The following is an 18,436-nucleotide window of genomic DNA, read 5'->3' as shown; positions in this document are numbered from 1 at the left end:
CAACCCGCGGCGGCTCGCGTTGCGGGGCCGCGAGCAGCGCGGCAGGGTCAAGGCAGCGTGCCGCCAGGAGGAGGACCATCCCATGCCCATCGCCACCGTCAACCCCGCGACCGGGGAGACCCTGAGGACCTTCGACGAGCTGGACTCCCAGGGCGTCGAGCAGCGCCTCGCCGCCGCCGTCGGCGCCTACCGTACGCACCGGACCACCTCCTTCGCCGAGCGCGCCCGGCTGCTGCGCAGGGCCGCCGAGCTGCTGGACGAGGACCAGGACCAGATCGCCCGCACCATGACCACCGAGATGGGCAAGCCCCTGGCGGCCGCCCGGGCCGAGGCCGCCAAGTGCGCCAAGGCGATGCGCTGGTACGCCGAGAACGCCGAGAGCCTGCTCGCCGACGAGCACCCGGCCGACGCGGACGTCAAGGACTCCGGAGCCGCCCGGGCAGTCGTCCGCTACCGGCCCATCGGCCCGGTACTCGCCGTGATGCCGTGGAACTTCCCGCTCTGGCAGGTGGTCCGGTTCGCCGCACCCGCCCTGATGGCCGGCAACACCGGTCTGCTGAAGCACGCCTCCAACGTCCCGCAGACCGCGCTCTACCTGGAGGAGCTGTTCCGCCGCGCGGGCTTCCCGGAGGGCTGCTTCCAGACGCTGCTGATCGGCTCCCGCGCCGTGGACGCCGTGCTGCGCGACCCCCGGATCGCCGCGGCCACCCTCACCGGCAGCGAACCGGCCGGCCGCGCGGTGGCCGCCACCGCGGGCGACGAGATCAAGAAGACCGTGCTCGAACTCGGTGGCAGCGACCCCTATGTGGTGATGCCCTCCGCCGATGTGGCCCGGGCCGCCGACACGGCCGTCACCGCGCGGGTGCAGAACAACGGCCAGTCCTGTATCGCCGCCAAGCGGTTCATCGTCCACACCGACGCCTACGAGGCCTTCGAGGAGCGCTTCACCGCGAAGATGGCGGCGCTCACCGTCGGCGACCCGATGGACGAGGCCACCGACGTCGGCCCGCTCGCCACCGAGCAGGGCCGGGCCGACCTGGAGGAGCTGGTGGAGGACGCGGTACGCGCCGGGGCGGTCGTGCGCTGCGGCGGGCGCCGCCCCGAGGGGCTGGAGCGCGGCTGGTACTACGAGCCGACCGTGCTCACCGGCGTCACCCCCGAGATGCGCATCCACCGGGAGGAGGCCTTCGGCCCGGTGGCCGTCGTCTACCGGGTCGCCGACCTCGGCGAGGCCGTCGAACTCGCCAACGACTCGCCCTTCGGCCTCAGCTCCAATCTGTGGACCCGCGACCGGGACGAGGTGGAGCGGTTCGTCCGGGACGTCGAGGCCGGCGGGGTGTTCGTCAACGGCATGACCGCCTCGCACCCGGCGCTGCCCTTCGGCGGGGTCAAGCGCTCCGGCTACGGGCGCGAGCTGGCCGGCCACGGCATCAAGGAGTTCTGCAACGCCACCACCGTGTGGGAGGCCGACTGACCTCCCCGTACCGCCGCCCCCACCGGCCCGGGCCCGGTCGACCGGTCAGAGCGGCTGGATCACCTCGGCGGTCGGCGGGGGCGGCGGGGGAGTGCCGTCGCCGAACGGCCGGCCGCCCAGCTCCTCCCGGTGGTGGGCGGTGCGCCACCCCCGCAGGTCCGGGCCGCGGGGCACGATCCGGGTCGGGTTGATGTCCTGGTGCACCTGGTAGTAGTGCCGCTTGATGTGGTCGAAGTCGACCGTGTCGCCGAAGCCCGGGGTCTGGAACAGGTCCCGGGCGTACGCCCACAGCACCCGGTCCTCGGTCAGCTTGTTCCGGTTGCACTTGAAGTGGCCGTGGTAGACCGCGTCGAACCGCACCAGCGTGGTGAACAGCCGCACATCCGCCTCGGTGAGGGTGTCGCCGACCAGGTAGCGCCGCTCCGCCAGATGCTCCGACACCTGGTCCAGCCGGGCGAACAACCGGGCGTAGGCCGCGTCGTACGCCTCTTGGCCGCCGGCGAACCCGGCCCGGTACACCCCGTTGTTGACGTCCTGGTAGATGCCCTCCATCCGCTCGTCGATCTCGTCCCGCAGCGCCTCCGGATAGAGCTCCGGCGCCCCGTCCCGGTGCAGCGGGCCCCACTCGGTGGACAGGTCCAGGGTCAGCTGCTGGTAGTCGTTGGTGACCAGTTCGCCGCTGGGTACGTCCACGATCGCGGGCACGCTGATCCCGCCGTCGTAGCCCGGCTCACGCGCCTGGTACGCCTCGCCGAGGAACCGGATGCCGAGCACCGGGTCGCGGTCGTCCGGGTCCAGGGTGAAGCGCCAGCTCCGCTCGTCCTGGACCGGGTCGGCGACCGCCAGGGACAGCGCCTCCTCCAAGCCCAGCAACCGCCGCACCACCAGCGCGCGGCTGGCCCACGGGCAGGCCCGGCTGACCACCAGCCGGTAGCGCCCCGCCTCCACCGGCCACTGCCCGTCCTTCCCGTCGCCGCCCGCCGCGCCGGCCGTGATCCGGTCGGTGAAATGGCTCGACGAACGCTGGAACTCGCCGGACTCGCTCACGGCGGCAACCTCTCCCTCGGGGGTGCGCACGGGGGCCTCGGCCCCGTACGCGGAACACCCGGTGAGTACCCCGGCCCGGCCCCGCGTACCGCCCTCCCCGCTCGTACGGCCCCGCCTCCCGTACCGCCGGTGGTCAGGCCCCCGAGGCCGAGCGCAGCGCCGGGAGCCGTGCCGGGCCGCGCCGCGCGCCCGGCTCGAAGTGCATCAGCACCAGCCGCGAGCCGGGCGAGGCGAGCGGCTGGGCCGCGCACATCGTCACCCAGCCCGGACCCAGTTCCGCGTGGTGCAGCGGCCGTACCGCGCCGTCCAGATGGACCGAGGCGCCCGAGGACGCGTACACCGGGCCGGCCACCGGATCGTCCAGCACCTCCCGTTCGATCCGGCGCAGCACCGGGTCGTCCGGTACGGCGGCCAGCGCCACCCGCAGCTGCGGCAGCAGCACCGGCGCCCAGGCCTCCGCCCAGTCGGTCAGCATCCGGCGCGCCCCCGGGTCCAGCGCCATCCAGCGCATGGTGTTGGCCGGCACCCGGCGGTTCGGGAACATCGCCGCCAGGGGCGCGTTGCCGGCCAGCACGTTCCAGGACCGGTCGGTGATGTACGCCGGATGCGCGAAGCCCTCCAGCAGGGTCCGCCACACCCCGGGGAGCTCGGTGCCGGACCGCGCGTCCAGCGGATGCGGCGGGTCCTGCCCCAGCGCGTACCGCCACAGCGCCATCCACTCCTGCTCGTCCATCCGGAACAGCCGCGCCACGTCCTGGAGCAGCCCGAGCGGCGGGTTGGGGTAGCGGCCCGACTCCAGCCGCCCGTAGGTGTCCGGGGCGCGGTGCAGGATCTGGTCCACCTGGGCCTGCGACAGGCCGCGCGCCCGTCTGCCCTGCCGGGTCGGCCGCGTCAGGCCGTGGCTCTCCGGGGCGATCGCCGCCCGCCGGACGCTGAGCAGGGAACGGAGTGCGGTCTTGTCCATGCGATGTCTTTCCCAGGGAAGGCGGCCACCGCCGCCGGTTCGTCCGCGCCGCCCCAAAGCCGCCTCGCCCCGGGGCACCGGGGGGCGGAAAACCGAACGCACGCAACGGTACGCTGACGGCAGCGCCGCGGGCGATCAAGCACCCCGGGGGTGCGCGTGTACGCACGGCGCAGACACGCAGCGGCGCGCACGGCGCGCACGGCGCGGACACGTACACGGCGGGGCGGCGCCCGCCGGGGCGTCAACGGGGGCGAGGCCAGTGGGTTCAGCGGTGTCCGACGAGTCCGCCCGCCCCACCGGCGGTGGCACCGGCGAGGGACCGCCGGCCGGGCTGTCGCCGGCGGCGCGGGAGCTGTACGCCAGGGTGACGCGCGGGGAGCCCGCGAGCCCCGGGGACGAGCCGGCCCTCGCGGAGCTGGGCTCCTGGCATCTGGTCACCGCCGGCCCGCGGCTGCCCGGCGCCCCGGTGGCCCACGACCCCGCGACCGCGGTCCGGCGCCGTCTGGACGAGGGGCTGCGCGAGCTGTCTGCCCGCGCGGCCGGGCTGGCCGCGCTCTCCGAGGTCGCCGAGGCGCTCGCCCCGCACTTCGCCCGCACCGCCTGGCGCTCCGGCTCGGGCAGCGAGTTCCTCGCCGAGCCCGGGCAGGTCGCCGCCCGGGTGGCCGAGGTGGCGGCCGGGGCCGAGACCGAGCTGCTGACCGCCGCCCCCGCCGGGCCCGGCGACCCCTGGGCGGTGCACGGGCCGGGCACCCGCGCCGCCGAACGGGGCCTGGTGGTACGGGCGCTGTACCGGGACGGCGACCGCGAGGCGCCCGCCACCCGCGGCCACGCGGCCGCGCTCACCGCCCGGGGCGGCCGGGTCCGCACCCTGGCCGCCCCGTTCCAGGGCTGCCTGGTGGTGGACCGGCGGCAGGCGTTCATCCCCGACCTGGTCGGCGCCAGCCCCGCGTGCACGGCCTGGCAGGTCGCCGACCGGGCGCTGGTCGCCTTCATCGCCGAGGGCTTCGAGGACGCCTGGCGGCGCGCGGACGTCTGGGACGGCGACGGGGGGCGTCCGCCCGAGCGCGCGGGCCTGACCCGCCGGCAGCGGGAGATCCTCTCCGACACCGCCGCCGGGGTGGACCAGCGCATCACCGCCCGCCGGCTCGGCATCGGACTGCGCACCCTCACCAAGGAGCTCGGCGTGCTGCGGGCCCGCTGGGGCGTGCCCACCCTGGCCGCCCTGGCCTACCAGTGGGCGCTGTCCGCGGAACGGCGGCCGGACGGGGCGGACGGGGGCGCGCAGGACGAGGTTCCGGCCGCCGAGCGGCCGGAAACCACCTGAACAGCGGCGCTCCGGCCACCCGGGCGGTGCTTTCGGCCCGCCGGATGGCCGAACATTTTCCCTGAAGAAGCGTCAGAAGAAAACACCCGTCGATTGCTGCATGCTGGACGAGTTGATCGGCACTCCGCCCGCCGGGCGCAGCGGGCCGCGCAACCGCCATCGCGGGGGACGTTTTCCACGCCTCATGCCAGAACCGGGCAACGCAGGGCACGGGCAGTGTGCCCTGCCGGGCATCGCGTGGATACCGGAAGGTCGAGCCAGGGCCTTGCGGACCACCCCACCGGACGACCGGTACGTCCCCCGCGATGGGGCAGTCTCCCTCCGTACCGCTCAGCCGCCCGGCGGCCGCCGGGTACGGGTCCACTCCAGCAGCTGATCGGCCGACCAGCCGGTGACCACCCGCTCGGCCGGTACCCCGCACTCCTCGGCCCGGGCGCAGCCCAGGATCTGCCAGTCCAGCTGGCCCGGCGCGTGCGCGTCGGTGTCCACCGCGAAGAGCACCCCCGCCGCCACCGCCCGGCGCAGCAGCCGCCGCGGCGGATCGAGCCGCTCGGGGCGGCTGTTGACCTCCACCGCCGTCCCCGACTCCGCGCACGCCGCGAACACCGCGTCCGCGTCGAACTCCGACTCCGGCCGGCCCCGCCCGGTCACCATCCGCCCGGTGCAGTGGCCCAGCACGTCCACCGCCGGATCGCGCACCGCCCGCACCATCCGCCGGGTCATCGCCGGCCCGTCCATCCGCAGCTTGGAGTGGACCGAGGCCACCACCACGTCCACCCGCTCCAGCAGCTCCGGCTCCTGGTCCAGCGAACCGTCGGGCAGGATGTCCACCTCGATGCCGGTCAGCATCCGGAACGGCGCCCAGCGCCCGTTCAGCTCCGCCACCACCTCCAGCTGCTCGCGCAGCCGCGCCGCCGACAGCCCGTTCGCCACGGTCAGCCGCGGCGAGTGGTCGCTGAGCACCATCCACTCATGGCCCAGCGCGGCGGCGGTGCGGCCCATCTCCTCGATCGGGCTGCCGCCGTCGGACCAGTCCGAGTGGGTGTGGCAGTCACCGCGCAGCGCGGCCCGCAGCTGCGCGCCCGGCCCCGCGGCGCGCCGGCGCCACTCCTCGGCCTCCCCGTCCTCCTCCAGCCGCCGCAGATATCCGGGCACCTGGCCGGCCAGCGCCTCCCGCACCACCTGCGCCGTCTTCGGCCCGATGCCCCGGACCCCCTCCAGCGTCCCGTCCGAGGCCCGGCGGGCCGCCTCGGCGCCGCCCAGCTCACGCAGCGCCGCCGCGGCGCCCCGGAAGGCCCGCACCCGGTAGGTCGGGGCCTGCGCCCGCTCCAGCAGGAACGCGATACTCTCCAGCGCCTCGACGGGTTCCACGCGCTGCCTCCGGTCTCTCGGTACTTGGTCCCACGCTTCCCGGCCCCGCGCCCCTCAGTCCCACGCCTCCCGCCGCGCGGCTATCCGTCCCGTACCGCCTGGCCGGCCGGCGGCGGGCCGATCTCGCACCACACCGCCTTGCCCTCGCCCCGCGGTTCCACTCCCCAGCGCAGCGCCAGCGCGTCCAGGAGCAGCAGCCCCCGGCCCGAGGTGGCCGCCTCCCCGGGCGTACGGCGGCGGGGGAAGGCGCTGGAACGGTCCTGCACCGACAGCCGCACCCGGCGCTCCGGCTCCGGCAGCACCTCCAGGGTCAGCACCGCGCCGCCCTCGGTGTGCAGCAGGACGTTGCCCAGCAGCTCACCGGTGAGCAGCTCGGCGTCGTCCTCGTAGAGCCGCAGCCCCCAGTCCCGCAGCGCCCGGCGGACCACCGCCCGCGCCTCCGACAGGCCTTGCGGATCGGCCTGGTGGATGTACTGGTGCACCCGCGGTGCCCGGGGCGTGCCCGGATCGGGGCTGCGCCGCAGCACCAGCAGCGCCACGTCGTCCTCCGCGCCCCACCGCTCCCAGAACCGCTCCGAGAGGTGGTCGGCCAGCGCCTCCGCGCCCGGCGGGCCGCTGCTCACCGCCGCCTCCAGCGCCGCCAGCCCCTCCCCGATGTCCCGGCCCGGCTGCTCCACCAGCCCGTCGGTGCACATCACCAGCGTCTCGCCCGGCACCAGGTCCAACCGGGTCTCCGGATACTCCTCGTCCCCGAAGACCGAGGCCACCCCCAGCGGCAGCCCGCCCGCCACCTTCGGCACGCCCACCCGGCCGTCGGTGTGCCGGATCAGCGGCGCCAGATGCCCCGCCCGCACCACCGAGACCGTGCCGGTCGCCAGATCGGCCTGGGCGTAGGTGCAGGTGGCGAACCGCTCGGTGTCCAGCTCCGCCAGGAACCGCGAGGCCCGTGCGAGCACCGTGGACGGGGCGTGGCCCTCGCCCGCGTACGCCCGCAGCGCGATCCGCAGCTGCCCCATGATCGCCGCGGCGTGGGTGTCGTGCCCCTGCACGTCCCCCACGACCACGCCCACCCGGCCCCGGGGCAGCGGGATCACGTCGTACCAGTCGCCGCCCACCTCCCGGCCGCGCCAGGCCGAGTGGTAGCGCACCGCGACCTCCCCGCCCTCCACCTCCGGGATCCGGCGGGGCAGCATCGCCGCCTGCAACCCGGTCGCCAGATCCCGCTCCTCGTCGAAGAGGATGGCCCGCTGGAGCGACTGGGCGACGATCGCCGCCAGGCCCAGCGTCAGGTTCCGCTCGTCCGCGCTGAACGCCGTCCGCCGCCGGTAGTACAGCGCCATCCCGCCCAGGTTGCGGGCCTGCGCCACCAGCGGCAGATAGGCCGCCGCCCGGAAATGCAGCCGGTCCGCGTACGGGGCGAGGACCGGATAGCTCCGGATCAGCTCCGTGAAGGAGGAGGTGAACAGCGGGCGGCCGCTGAGCACCGTCTCCGCCAGCGGCCGGCCCGGCTCCAGCCGCTGGTCGCGCATATGGTCCAGCACCTCCAGGGACTCCCCGCTCAGCGCGATCACCCGCAGGGTGCCGTTCTCCACCAGGCCGAGCGCGAACCCGTCCGCGCCCAGCCGGGTCAGCCCGCCCGGGCCGGTCAGCGCGGAGGTCACGTCCTCCACCGTCACCGCCCGCGACAGCGCCCGGGTGGTCCGCTCCACCATGTCGGTCTGCCGCTCCCGCTGCTTGCGCAGCTCCAGCAGGAACGCGGAGTGGGCCAGCTCCGGTGTCGCGTCCCGCACCACCCCGACGATCCGGTGCGCGTGCCCCGACCCGTCCCGCAGGATCCGGGCCTGCACATGGGTCCACTGCGCATCGCCGTCCTCCTGCGGGATCGGGAACCGCGCCTCGTACGAGGAGCGCCCGCTGCGCAGCGCGTCCTTGATCACCGCCTCCAGCCGGGCCCGCTCACCGGGCTCCAGCCGCTGCACCAGGGACCCGGGACGCCCGTCGAAGGCCTCCGGCCGCACCCCGAAGACCAGCAGCCCGGCCTCGTCCACGTCGATGGTGACGGTGTCGAGGTCCCAGTCGAAGCTGCCGGTACGGTTCATGGCGAGCCGTTCCTCGGGCCCGAACTCGCCGCTGTGCCCCTGTCTGTCGGTCATCACCCTCATTGTCGGACATGCCCGCCTCCGCAGTCGCGCCGAACCCGGAGGCGCCCCTGCCCGACGGCGGCCCGGGGCGGCCTGTCCGCGCACCCCGCCGACCTGCGCCGCCCCACCCGCCGGGGCAAGCTTGAAGCGTGGACCATCCGTGGGAGGCGGGCTCCGGCCTGCGGCCGCTCGGCGCCGCCCTGGACGAGCTGATGCGCCGTACCGGCGCCTCGGTCGGCATGCTCTACCTCCCCGCGCCGGACGACGAGAGCGTGGACCCCCCGGCCACGGCCGCCCCCTCGCACGAGCAGGCGAGCGGGCTCCCCGGCGGCGCACCCGCCGCCCCCGGCGCCGCCACCCTGCCGCCCCGGCCCCCGGCACGCGCGAGGGTGCTGCACCTCGCCGTCCTCGGCGGGGTCTCCCGCGAGTTCGCCGTGCCCTGGTACCGCGTCGCACCGGACGACCCGGTACCGCTGGCCGACGCCGTCGCCCAGCGCCGGCTGGTGTGGGTCGGGGACCAGGAGGAGATGGCCCGCCGCTACCCCCGGCCCGGACTGATCCTGCCGTACCGCTTCGCCCTCGCCGCCACCCCGGTGAACGACCCCGGGACCGACTGGGGCGGCCTGGTGCTGCTCTGGCCCGGCGACCACCCGCCCCGGCTGACCACCGCCCAGCGCGACGGCATCGCCGCCGGCTGTGCCCGGCTGGCCGGGATGTGCCGGCGGGCCGCCGGGAACGGCCGGCCGCTGCGGCCCGGACCGCAGCCCCGGCTCGTACGGCCCCACCGCCGCACCCCCGGACCGATCGCGGCCACCGCCGCCGTCGAGTTCATCGAGCGGCTGCCCGGCGGCAGCGTCGCCCTCGACCTCAGCGGCGTCATCACCTACGCCACCGAGGAGGCCGCCGACCTGCTCGGCACCGAGGTGGAGGACCTGCTCGGCAGCCTGCCCTGGGAGGCCCTGCCCTGGATGGACGACCCGGCCGTGGAGGACCGCTACCGGGCCGCCGCCATCAGCCACCAGACCACCTCGCTGACCGCCGTCCGGCCCCCGGGGGTACGGCTCTGCTTCGAACTGCACCCCGGCCCCACCGGTATCAGCGTCCGCATCACCCCCGCCCCCGCCGAGGACGCCGCCGTACCGAGCGAGGACCCCGAGCACTCGGCGCACTCCCCGCTGCCCAGCCGGGCCACCGCGCTCTACCAGCTGATGCACCTGGCGGCCACCCTCACCGAGGCGGCCGGCGTCCAGGACGTCGTCGACCAGGCCGCCGACCAGCTCGTCCCCGCCCTCGGCGCCCAGGCCCTCGCCCTGCTCACCGCCGAGGAGGACCGGCTGCGGGTCATCGCCTACCGCGGCGCCCCCTACCGCGCCGACGTCCGCGACGAGTCCGCGCCGCTCACCTCCGACATCCCCGCCGCCAAGGTCCTGCTCACCGGCACCCCGCTGTTCTTCACCACCCGCGCCGAACTGGCCCTCGCCCACCCCCGCGCCGCCGTGCTGAAGGGCCAGGGCGAGGCCTGGGCCTATCTGCCGCTGATCGCCTCCGGCCGCCCGGTCGGCTCCCTGGTCCTCACCTACGACCGCTCCCGGCCGTTCCACCCCGGCGAGCGCGCCATCCTCACCGCGCTCGCCGGACTGACCGCCCAGGCCCTGGACCGGGCCCGGCTCTACGACAGCAAGCAGGAACTCGCCCACCGCCTCCAGGCCGGACTGCTCCCGCACAGCCTGCCCCGCGTCCCCGGACTGGAGATCGCCGCCCGCTACCTGCCCGCCGGCCGGGGCGTCGGCATCGGCGGCGACTTCTACGACGTCATCCGGCTCACCGGCACCACCGCCGCCGCCACCATCGGCGACGTCCAGGGCCACAACGTGGAGGCCGCCGCCCTGATGGGCCAGGTCCGCACCGCCGTCCACGCCTCCGCCGGCGCACCGCCCGGCGAGGTCCTCGCCCGCACCAACCGGCTGCTCACCGACCTCGACCCCGGGCTCTTCACCAGCTGCCTGTACGCCCATATCGACCTGGCCCACCACCGGGCACTGCTCGCCACCGCCGGGCACCCACCGCCCCTGGTGCGCCACCCCGACGGCCGGACCGAACCCCTGGACCTGCCACCCGGCCTGCTCCTCGGCATCGACCCGGCCGCCCGCTACGCCGCCGGCGGGCTCACCCTGCCCCCCGGCACGCTGCTCGCCCTCTACACCGACGGCCTGGTCGAGCAGCGCGGTCTGGGCCTGGACGAGGCCACCGCCGACCTCGCCGAGGAGCTCTCCCGCGGCGACCCCGGCGACCTGGACGCCCTCGCCGACACCCTGGTCGGCCACGCCCGCGCCGCCGCGCCCCGCCACGACGACATGGCACTGCTGCTGATCCGGGTGACCGGCTCATCCGAGCGACCGGGCGTCGAGCCGGGACGGCCGGTGTAGCGGATGCGATCCGGGTACCCGCAGACGACAATGACTCCCACACGAGCAAGGAGGCGGCATGAACGCTGAGCCCGACAAGAACTCCGCGGGGGAGCGCTGCACGCCCGACCGGCTGCTGCACAGCGGAGCAGAGAGCGGCCAGGTCAGCGCGGAGGACCTGGTCCTGGCATCCGGCCGCGACATCAACCCCAGGAACCTGGCCTGGGCCGAGCGCAAACTCGCGGAGAAGGGCCCGGCGGCCCTCGACGAACTGCTTCCCTGACGACCGGCCCCCGGCGCCATGCGCCCCGTCCCCGCTGGGGCGGGGCGCTACCGGGTCAGGAACGACCGCGCCGGGAGGGGCCGTTCAGCGGCGCGCGCAGCGAGGAGCGATTCTCGTCCCAGGCCGCCAGCACCCCGGCCGCCCAGCGGTCGTCCAGCCACACCGTGGCCCGGATCCCGAACGCCACATCCGCGGCCAACTCCGGCTCACGCGCCAGCAGATCGCCCAGCACATCGCGGCGCATCACCTGCTCGTGCACCGCGTCCGCCTCGATGTGCTCGGTGAAGAAGCGCAGGCACCGCTCCTCGGCGCCCAGTCGCTCCAGGGCCTTCGCCATCCTCCGGGCACCCGGCGGCGAGGTGATCTCCAGCACCGCGAAGTTCCCCGCCGCCGCGCCCCGCAGGGCGCGGTGCAGCCCGAACAGCGACATCACGTTCACCGTAGCCAGGGTGGCCGCCGGGGCGAGCTCCAGATACCGCCCGTAGGAGGAGTCCAGCCCGGCGCCCTCCATCAGCTCGGCGAACAGCCGGGCGTGCACCCGCTCGCCCCGCCCGCCGCCGAACTCGTCGAACGCCACCGCCACCAGCGACGCCTTCGCCTGCCCCTCCAGCCGGGGGATCAGCCACGCCTGCGGATCGGACTCCTTCAGCTGGTACAGCGAGCGGTGCGCCAGATACTCGCGCATCCGCCCCCAGTCCCCGTCCGCCATCAACCGGTGCGAGACGCCCTCGCCGTCCACCGGCTCCACCAGCAGCGGCTCCAGCGCCTCCGCCACCCCGCCGCCACCGGCCCCGGTACCACCGTCCCCCGGTCCCTCCGGGTCCGGCACCGCCGCCCGCAGCGCCGCCAGGAAGGCCCGCTCCATCGGGCGCCGCAGCCCGAGCAGCGCCGGGTCCCACTCCCGCTCGTCGGCCACCCCCTCCAGCGCCCGGTAGTGCGGCTCGTAGGCGAGATAGAGCGCCAGTTGCAGATCCTCGCCCAGCGGGTCGGCCCCGGCCACCTCCACCTCCGGCGCCGCCTCCCCGCGCAGTACGTCGAGCACGGCCGCCGACAGCGGCCCGCGCGCCCCGGGCAGCGGCGCCCCGGCCCTCACCGCGCACCCCCGCCGGTACCGCCCCCGCCGGCACCGGGCCCGGAACCGGAATCCGAACCGGAACCACCGTCTCCGCCCGTACCGCCTTGACCAGACAGAGAACCGGAATCCGAACCGGAACCGGCACCACCGTTCCCGACCGGGACCTCCGGCCCCGCCGGGCTCTCGTCCCGGGTCTCCGCCCGCTCCAGCGGCCGCACCGCCGGGCCCTGGAGCACGCAGCCGTCCACGCCGAACCGCGAGCCGTGGCACGGGCACTCCCAGGCCCGCTCCTCGTCGTTGAACCGGACCAGGCACCCCAGATGCGTGCAGCGGGCCGACACCGCGTGCAGGGCGCCCGCCTCGTCCCGGTGCACCGCCAGCCGCCGCCCCCCGACCCGTACCACCGCACCGCCGCCCGGCGGGATCCGGTCGACCGCGTCCGCGTGCCCCGAGGCGAGCCGGTCCCCGACGAAGTGCTTCGCCACCTTCGCCTGCAACCGCAGCATCGCCGGCGCCTCCTTCACCGGATGCAGCCGCACCGGGTCGTACAGGCTCGACCAGGCCGGCTCCCGGCCCCGGATCCGGTCGGCCAGCAGCGCCCCCGCCATCACCCCGCCGCTCATGCCCCAACCGGCGAACCCGGTCGCCACATACGCGTGCCGGGAGGCGGCGTGCAGCCGCCCCACGTAGGGCACCGAGTCGGTCGTCCAGTTGTCCTGCGTCGCCCAGCGGTGGGTGATCGGCACTTCGCCGAACCGCTCCCGCGCCCAGTCCGCGAGCCGCTCGAACCGCTCGGCGACCTCGCCCGCGCCGACCGCGCCCGGGGTGAACTTCTCACCGGTGACGATCAGCAGCCGCCGCCCGGGGTCCAGCGGCGCCGTCCGCACCGACCGGGTCCCGCCCTCCGGGGTAAGGAACGCGCCGCCCGGGTCCACCGCCGCGGGCACCGGCCCGGCGACCACCAGCTCACGGTGCACCTCCAGCCGGCTGAACAGCAGCGCCCGGTCGAACACCGGGTAGTGGGTGGCCACCACCACGTCCCGGGCCCGCACCCGGTGCCCCTCGGCGGTCTCCACCACGCAGGGGGAGCCCTCCTTCAGCCCGGTCACCCGGGTCCGCTCGAAGATCCTCCCGCCCAGCACCTCCAGGTCCGCGGCCAGCCCCAGCAGGTACTTGCGCGGATGGAACTGCGCCTGGTCCTCCACCCGGACCGCCGCCACCACCGGGAACGGCAGCGGGGTCTCGGTGGTGAAGGAGGCGGCCAGCCCCGCGGCCCGGGCCGCGTCCGCCTCGTCGCGGAAGTCCTCCAGCCGCTCCGGGTCCTCGGTCCAGGTGTACGCCGGGACACGCTCCAGATCGCAGTCGATGCCCAGCTCCTCGCTCACCGCGGCCACCCGCTCCACCGCCAGCTGCTGCGAGCGCCCGTACAGCCGCGCGCCCCGGGCCCCGTGCACCTCCCGGATCCGCGAGTACACCGCGCCGTGCAGCGCGGAGACCTTCGCCGAGGTGAAGCCGGTCACCCCCGCCGCGATGCGGTCCGCCTCCAGCAGCACCACCGACCGCCCGGCCCGGGCCAGCTCCCAGGCGGTGCACAGCCCCGCCACGCCGCCGCCGACCACGGCCACGTCCGCCTCCACCGGCCCGGCCGGCGGCGGGCGGTCGGGCCCCGGGGCGTACTCCATCCACAGCGAACCGAGATCCCCCGGCGGATCCCCCGGCGAACCGGAACCGGAACCGGAAGCGGACTCCAGGCCCATCGCGTACTCCTCCCACACCGGATCACCGGCGTTTCGCCGGAGAGGTCCGAGGTACCCAGTGCGCATGCGTCTACTCAGACCGCGCGGTGTCTACGCGCCCCAGGAGGACACCGAACTGCTGGCCCGGGCCGCCCGCGCGGAACTGCGCGTCCTCGACCGGCTGGGCGCGGACGTCCTCGACGTGGGCACCGGCACCGGCGCGCTGGCCCTGCTGGCCGCCGAGTCCGGCACCGCCCGGGTCACCGCCGTGGACATCTCCTGGCGCGCCGTACTCGCCGCCCGCTACAACGCCCGCCGCCGCGGCCTGCGGGTCGCCGTCCGCCGGGGCGACCTGGTCGCACCGGTCGCCGGCCGGCGCTTCGACCTCATCCTCGCCAACCCGCCCTACGTCCTGGCGCCCGGTCGGGCCGGCGCCGCCTCCCGCACCTGGCACGCCGGCCCCGACGGGCGGACCGTGCTCGACCGGCTCTGCGCCGACGCCCCGGCGCTGCTGCGCGACTCCGGGGTGCTGCTGCTGGTGCAGTCCGCGCTCTGCGGGGTGGAGCAGACGGTACGGCGGCTGGCGGACACCGGTCTGGAGAGCCGCGTGGAGCTGCGCACCTTCGTCCCGTTCGGCCCCGTCATGGCCCGCCACGCCGCCTGGCTGGAGGAACGCGGCCTGATCGAACCCGGCATCCGCAAGGAGGAACTGGTGGTCATCCGTGCCCAGCGCCCCTGAGTCCGCAGTCCCCGACAGCCCCGACAGCCCCGACAGCCCCGACAGCCCCGGCGGTTCCGGGCACCGGCGTGGCGCCGTCCGGGTCGTGGTCGACCCCGAGGGCCCGCTGCTGCTGGAGGGCCCGGTGGAGATCGAGCTGCCGGACGGCTCCACCGCCTCCTCCGACCGCTTCATGGTGGCCGTCTGCACCTGCCGCCGCAGCCGCCGCTACCCCTGGTGTGACACCAGCCACCGCCGCCGCACCCGCCCCGGCACGGCGCCCGGCGACCGTACGGCATGACGGGGACGGCCGGACGGGCATGAAAGGCGCCGCGGTGCGTACCCGTACGCCATGACCCACCCCAGTTCAGCCGCCGGCCGCCCCGATCCCGACCCCGGCGACACCCCCGGCCTGGAGCCGGGCGGCGGCGTCCCACCGGGCGAGACCCCGCCGGCCGAGTCCAGCATGCCCGGGGCCGGGCCCCGGGAGACACACCACCCCACCAGCGGCTGGGCCAAGGCGCCCCTGGCCCTGATCCTGCTGCTCGCCCTCCTGGTCGCCGGGCTGTTCGCCGCCATGGCACTGATCATCGCCCGCTGAAACCCGGCCCCCACCAACCCCCGTTCGACGAGAGGAACAGCGCCATGCCCAACGCACGCCAGCTGATGACCGAGGGCGCCGACTGCGTCGCCGAGGGGGACACCGTCCTGGAGGCGGCCCGCAGGATGCGGCAGCTCGGCGTCGGCGCCCTGCCCATCTGCGGCGCCGACGACCGCCTCAAGGGCATGCTGACCGACCGCGACATCGTGGTGAAGGCGCTCGGCGCGGACCGCGACCCGGCGACCACCACCGCCGGCGACCTCGCCCAGGGCGAGGTGGTCTACGTGGACGTCGACGACGACGCCCGGTTCGTGCTGCGCCGGATGACCGAGCACCAGGTGCGCCGACTGCCGGTGATCGAGGACCACCGCCTGGTCGGCATGGTCTCCCAGGCCGACGTGGCCCGTGCCCTGCCCGAACCGGAGGTCGGCGACCTCCTGGAGGCCCTCTCCACCGACTGACCGACTGACCGGCCGACTGACCGGCCGACTGACCGGCCGACTGACCGGCCGACTGACCGGCCGGCGGGTCCGCCGCGCGGGGGCTGCCCCCGCCACCCGAACGGCGGTACCGTCATGTCATGGGTGCAACCACGGGTAACCCCCAGCCGGATCCCGGCCTCTACGGCCCCTCCACCGTCACCTGGCACCTGCACAGCGACCCGATGATGTGGGTCGCCGGGGTCCGGGCGCTGTACCTCCAGGCGCTGCACCCCCGCGCGGTCCGCGGAGTGCTGATCAACAGCACCTTCATGGACGACGCCTGGGGACGGCTGATGCGCACCGCCGACTTCGTCGCCACCCTCACCTACGACTCCACCGAGGCCGCCGAACGCGCCGGCGCCCGGGTCCGCCGCATCCACCGGCTGCTCGGCGTGGACGACCCCGAGCTGCTGCTGTGGGTGCACTGCGCCGAGACCGACTCCTACCTGGACGTGGTCCGCCGCTCCGGCGTGGCCCTCACCGACGCCCAGGCCGACCGCTATGTGGACGAGCACCGGGTGAGTGCCCGCCAGGTCGGCCTGGATCCCGCCGACGTGCCCGCCTCCCGAGCGGAGCTGGCCGCCTACTTCACCCGTGTCCGGTCCGAGCTGAGCGCCGGCGAGGACGCCCGCACGGTGGACGCCTTTCTGCGCCGCCCCCCGGTCCGGCCCGTCCTGGTCCCGGCCCGCGCCCTGCTGTGGCGGAACGTCTCGGCGCTGGCCTACCACGCCCTGCCCACCTGGGCGCACGCCCTGTACGGGCGGTCCGCCCCCGCCCCGTACACGGTCGACCGGCAGCTGCGCGCCACGGGCAACCTGCTGCGCTGCATCCCCGCCGACGTCCGCTGGCAGCTGCCGCCCCAGCACATCCACCGCGCCATCGACCGCCTCGGCCGCCACACCCGCCCCGCGCCCTACAAACTCCGCCTCTCCACCGGCGCCACCACCATGCCACCCGGCGACGAGCGGGCCGCCTGACCGCCCTTCGGCGGCCTCCTGGTCCTGGCCCGACCGGCAGCACCCGTGCTAACCAGAGGCCATGACCGCCGCACCGCGCGCCCATGACCCCGTCCCGGCCCGCGCCGCCCACCCGGACAGCCATCCCGCCCCCGCCCGGCAGCCCGCCCCGGGCACCCCCCGCTATGACGCCGTCGTCATCGGCGGCGGGCACAACGGGCTGGTCGCCGCCGCCTACCTGGCCCGGGCCGGCCGCTCCGTCCTCGTCCTGGAGCGCCTGCCCGCCACCGGGGGCGCCGCCGTCTCCACCCGCCCCTTCCCCGGGGTGGACGCCCGGCTCTCCCGCTACTCCTACCTGGTCTCCCTCCTCCCCTCCACCATCGTCCGCGACCTCGGCCTGCGCTTCGCCACCCGCAAGCGGACGGTGTCCTCCTACACCCCGGTCCGGCACCCCGGGGCCGCCCCCACCGGCCTGCTCATCGGTGCCGGCCGCACCCGCGCCTCCCTCGCCGCGCTCACCGGATCCGACCGGGAGTACGAGGCCTGGCAGCGGTTCCACGGCATGACCGCGCGGGTCGCCGCCCAGGTCTTCCCCACCCTCACCGAACCGCTGCCCACCCGCGCCGCGCTCCGTGCCCGGATCGCCGACGACACCGCCTGGCGGGCCCTGTTCGAAGAACCCCTCGGCGTCACCCTCGAAGCGCACTTCGCCGACGACCTGGTACGCGGGGTAGTGCTCACCGACGGGCTCATCGGCACCTTCGCCGACGCCCACGACCCCTCCCTCGTCCAGAACCGCTGCTTCCTCTACCACGTCATCGGCGGCGGCACCGGCGACTGGGACGTGCCGGTCGGCGGCATGGGCGCCCTCACCGCCGCCCTGGAGCACTCCGCCCGCGCCGCCGGCGCCCGCATCGCCACCGGCCACGAGGCGGTGCGGATCCACCCCGGCCAGGGCGAGAGCGAGGTCGTCTACCGCACCTCCGACGGCGAAGGCACCGTCGCCGCCTCCCACATCCTGGTCGGCACCTCCCCGCACACCCTCGCCGCCCTGCTCGGCGACCCGCCCCCGCCGCCCGCCGAGGGCTCCCAGCTGAAGGTCAACATGCTGCTGACCCGGCTGCCCGAGCTGCGCGACCCCGCCGTCGACCCGGCGACCGCCTTCGGCGGCACCTTCCATGTCGCCGAGGGATACGGCCAACTGGCCCGCGCCTACCGCGAGGCCGCCGCCGGTCGGGCGCCCACCGCCCCGCCCGCCGAGCTGTACTGCCACTCCCTCACCGACCCGGGGATCCTCGCGCCCGACCTCGCCGCGAGCGGTCACCACACCCTCACCCTCTTCGGCCTGCACACCCCCGCCCGGCTGTTCACCGGCGACCATGACGCCACCCGCGCCGCCCTGCTGGACGCGGTCCTCGCCGAACTCGACGCCCACCTCGCCGAACCCCTCACCGACTGCCTCGCCCGCGACGCGGACGGCCGCCCCTGCATCGAGGCCAAGACCCCCCTCGACCTGGAACGCGAACTCGGCCTGCCCGGCGGCCACATCTTCCACGGCGACCTGTCCTTCCCCCACGCCCCGGACACCGCCGACCCGGCCGGGACGGAGGACCCCGCCGCCCGGTGGGGCGTGGCCACCGGACACCCCGGCATCCTGCTCTGCGGCGCCGGCGCCCTGCGCGGCGGCGGCGTCAGCGGCATCCCCGGCCACAACGCCGCCATGGCCGTCCTGCGCCCCACCCCCGACCGCTGAACCACCCCGACCGCTGAACCACCCGGCGTCCCCCCACCCCAGGACCGAATGACCCCGACCGGCCCCGCCCCTCCCGTGAGGAGGGCGGAGCCGGCCGTCGGAGCGT

General features: G+C 75.8%; 16 protein-coding genes. 10 read left to right on the top strand and 6 right to left on the bottom strand.

Going from position 1 to position 18,436, the window contains the following annotated elements; translation table 11 throughout:
* The first annotated feature begins 82 nt into the window (after nucleotides 1-82).
* A complete protein-coding gene (locus tag ABZ945_RS26140) occupies nucleotides 83-1,474 on the top strand; it encodes an NADP-dependent succinic semialdehyde dehydrogenase (RefSeq protein ID WP_361274079.1) in 1,392 nt (463 codons plus the stop codon).
* A 45-nt stretch (nucleotides 1,475-1,519) separates the two neighbouring features.
* On the opposite strand, the gene ABZ945_RS26135 is transcribed toward ABZ945_RS26140, so the two are convergent.
* Nucleotides 1,520-2,551 carry a glutathione S-transferase C-terminal domain-containing protein gene (locus tag ABZ945_RS26135; protein ID WP_361274076.1) on the bottom strand — a complete coding sequence of 344 codons (1,032 nt, stop codon included), beginning with the start codon at nucleotides 2,549-2,551 and terminating at the stop codon, nucleotides 1,520-1,522.
* Between the two features lie 103 nt (nucleotides 2,552-2,654).
* Complete coding sequence (locus ABZ945_RS26130) at nucleotides 2,655-3,485, bottom strand: helix-turn-helix domain-containing protein (RefSeq protein ID WP_361274073.1); 831 nt, start codon at nucleotides 3,483-3,485, stop codon at nucleotides 2,655-2,657.
* 271 nt (nucleotides 3,486-3,756) lie between these two features.
* On the opposite strand from ABZ945_RS26130, the gene ABZ945_RS26125 reads away from it, so the two are divergent.
* On the top strand, nucleotides 3,757-4,809 hold the full coding sequence (locus ABZ945_RS26125) for a hypothetical protein (RefSeq protein WP_361274071.1): 1,053 nt from the start codon (nucleotides 3,757-3,759) through the stop codon (nucleotides 4,807-4,809).
* A 330-nt stretch (nucleotides 4,810-5,139) separates the two neighbouring features.
* Here ABZ945_RS26125 and ABZ945_RS26120 read toward each other — a convergent pair whose 3' ends face one another.
* Together ABZ945_RS26120 and ABZ945_RS26115 are read right to left on the bottom strand one after the other, a co-directional pair.
* A complete protein-coding gene (locus ABZ945_RS26120; protein WP_361274068.1) occupies nucleotides 5,140-6,180 on the bottom strand; it encodes a PHP domain-containing protein in 1,041 nt (346 codons plus the stop codon).
* Between the two features lie 80 nt (nucleotides 6,181-6,260).
* The gene (locus ABZ945_RS26115) at nucleotides 6,261-8,333 is read right to left on the bottom strand and encodes a SpoIIE family protein phosphatase (RefSeq protein WP_361274065.1); all 2,073 of its coding nucleotides are present in this window, start codon (nucleotides 8,331-8,333) and stop codon (nucleotides 6,261-6,263) included.
* Between the two features lie 137 nt (nucleotides 8,334-8,470).
* Between ABZ945_RS26115 and ABZ945_RS26110 the strand changes: the two genes are divergently transcribed.
* Both ABZ945_RS26110 and ABZ945_RS26105 read left to right on the top strand, forming a co-directional pair.
* Nucleotides 8,471-10,747 carry a SpoIIE family protein phosphatase gene (locus ABZ945_RS26110; RefSeq protein WP_361274062.1) on the top strand — a complete coding sequence of 759 codons (2,277 nt, stop codon included), beginning with the start codon at nucleotides 8,471-8,473 and terminating at the stop codon, nucleotides 10,745-10,747.
* A 58-nt stretch (nucleotides 10,748-10,805) separates the two neighbouring features.
* The gene (locus ABZ945_RS26105; protein ID WP_361274059.1) at nucleotides 10,806-11,009 is read left to right on the top strand and encodes a hypothetical protein; all 204 of its coding nucleotides are present in this window, start codon (nucleotides 10,806-10,808) and stop codon (nucleotides 11,007-11,009) included.
* Between the two features lie 55 nt (nucleotides 11,010-11,064).
* On the opposite strand, the gene ABZ945_RS26100 is transcribed toward ABZ945_RS26105, so the two are convergent.
* Together ABZ945_RS26100 and ABZ945_RS26095 are read right to left on the bottom strand one after the other, a co-directional pair.
* A complete protein-coding gene (locus ABZ945_RS26100; protein ID WP_361274057.1) occupies nucleotides 11,065-12,102 on the bottom strand; it encodes an iron-containing redox enzyme family protein in 1,038 nt (345 codons plus the stop codon).
* The gene (locus tag ABZ945_RS26095; protein WP_361274122.1) at nucleotides 12,099-13,766 is read right to left on the bottom strand and encodes an FAD-dependent oxidoreductase; all 1,668 of its coding nucleotides are present in this window, start codon (nucleotides 13,764-13,766) and stop codon (nucleotides 12,099-12,101) included. Before ABZ945_RS26095 ends, ABZ945_RS26100 begins: the two co-directional genes overlap by 4 nt.
* A 139-nt stretch (nucleotides 13,767-13,905) precedes the next feature.
* On the opposite strand from ABZ945_RS26095, the gene ABZ945_RS26090 reads away from it, so the two are divergent.
* The 6 genes from ABZ945_RS26090 (at nucleotide 13,906) to ABZ945_RS26065 (ending at nucleotide 18,330) form a co-directional block, all read left to right on the top strand.
* Complete coding sequence (locus ABZ945_RS26090) at nucleotides 13,906-14,559, top strand: HemK2/MTQ2 family protein methyltransferase (RefSeq protein ID WP_361274054.1); 654 nt, start codon at nucleotides 13,906-13,908, stop codon at nucleotides 14,557-14,559.
* Nucleotides 14,543-14,839 carry a CDGSH iron-sulfur domain-containing protein gene (locus ABZ945_RS26085; RefSeq protein ID WP_361274051.1) on the top strand — a complete coding sequence of 99 codons (297 nt, stop codon included), beginning with the start codon at nucleotides 14,543-14,545 and terminating at the stop codon, nucleotides 14,837-14,839. The genes ABZ945_RS26090 and ABZ945_RS26085 overlap by 17 nt, the downstream gene beginning before the upstream one ends.
* Nucleotides 14,840-14,890: 51 nt before the next feature.
* Entirely contained in the window at nucleotides 14,891-15,139 is a 249-nt protein-coding gene (locus ABZ945_RS26080; RefSeq protein WP_361274048.1) for a DUF6480 family protein, read from the top strand.
* Between the two features lie 44 nt (nucleotides 15,140-15,183).
* On the top strand, nucleotides 15,184-15,600 hold the full coding sequence (locus ABZ945_RS26075; RefSeq protein ID WP_361274045.1) for a CBS domain-containing protein: 417 nt from the start codon (nucleotides 15,184-15,186) through the stop codon (nucleotides 15,598-15,600).
* 119 nt (nucleotides 15,601-15,719) lie between these two features.
* Nucleotides 15,720-16,598, top strand: a complete 879-nt coding sequence (locus ABZ945_RS26070; RefSeq protein ID WP_361274042.1) for an oxygenase MpaB family protein — start codon at nucleotides 15,720-15,722, stop codon at nucleotides 16,596-16,598.
* Nucleotides 16,599-16,659: 61 nt separating this feature from the next.
* A complete protein-coding gene (locus ABZ945_RS26065; RefSeq protein ID WP_361274039.1) occupies nucleotides 16,660-18,330 on the top strand; it encodes an NAD(P)/FAD-dependent oxidoreductase in 1,671 nt (556 codons plus the stop codon).
* Nucleotides 18,331-18,436: the final 106 nt, after the last annotated feature.

The sequence above is a fragment of the Streptomyces sp. NPDC046887 genome (assembly GCF_040644755.1).
Classification (GTDB): Bacteria; Actinomycetota; Actinomycetes; order Streptomycetales; family Streptomycetaceae; genus Streptomyces; species Streptomyces lichenis.
The sequence above is the reverse complement of the archived record's forward strand: the minus strand, read 5'-3'. Positions and strand labels throughout refer to the sequence as shown.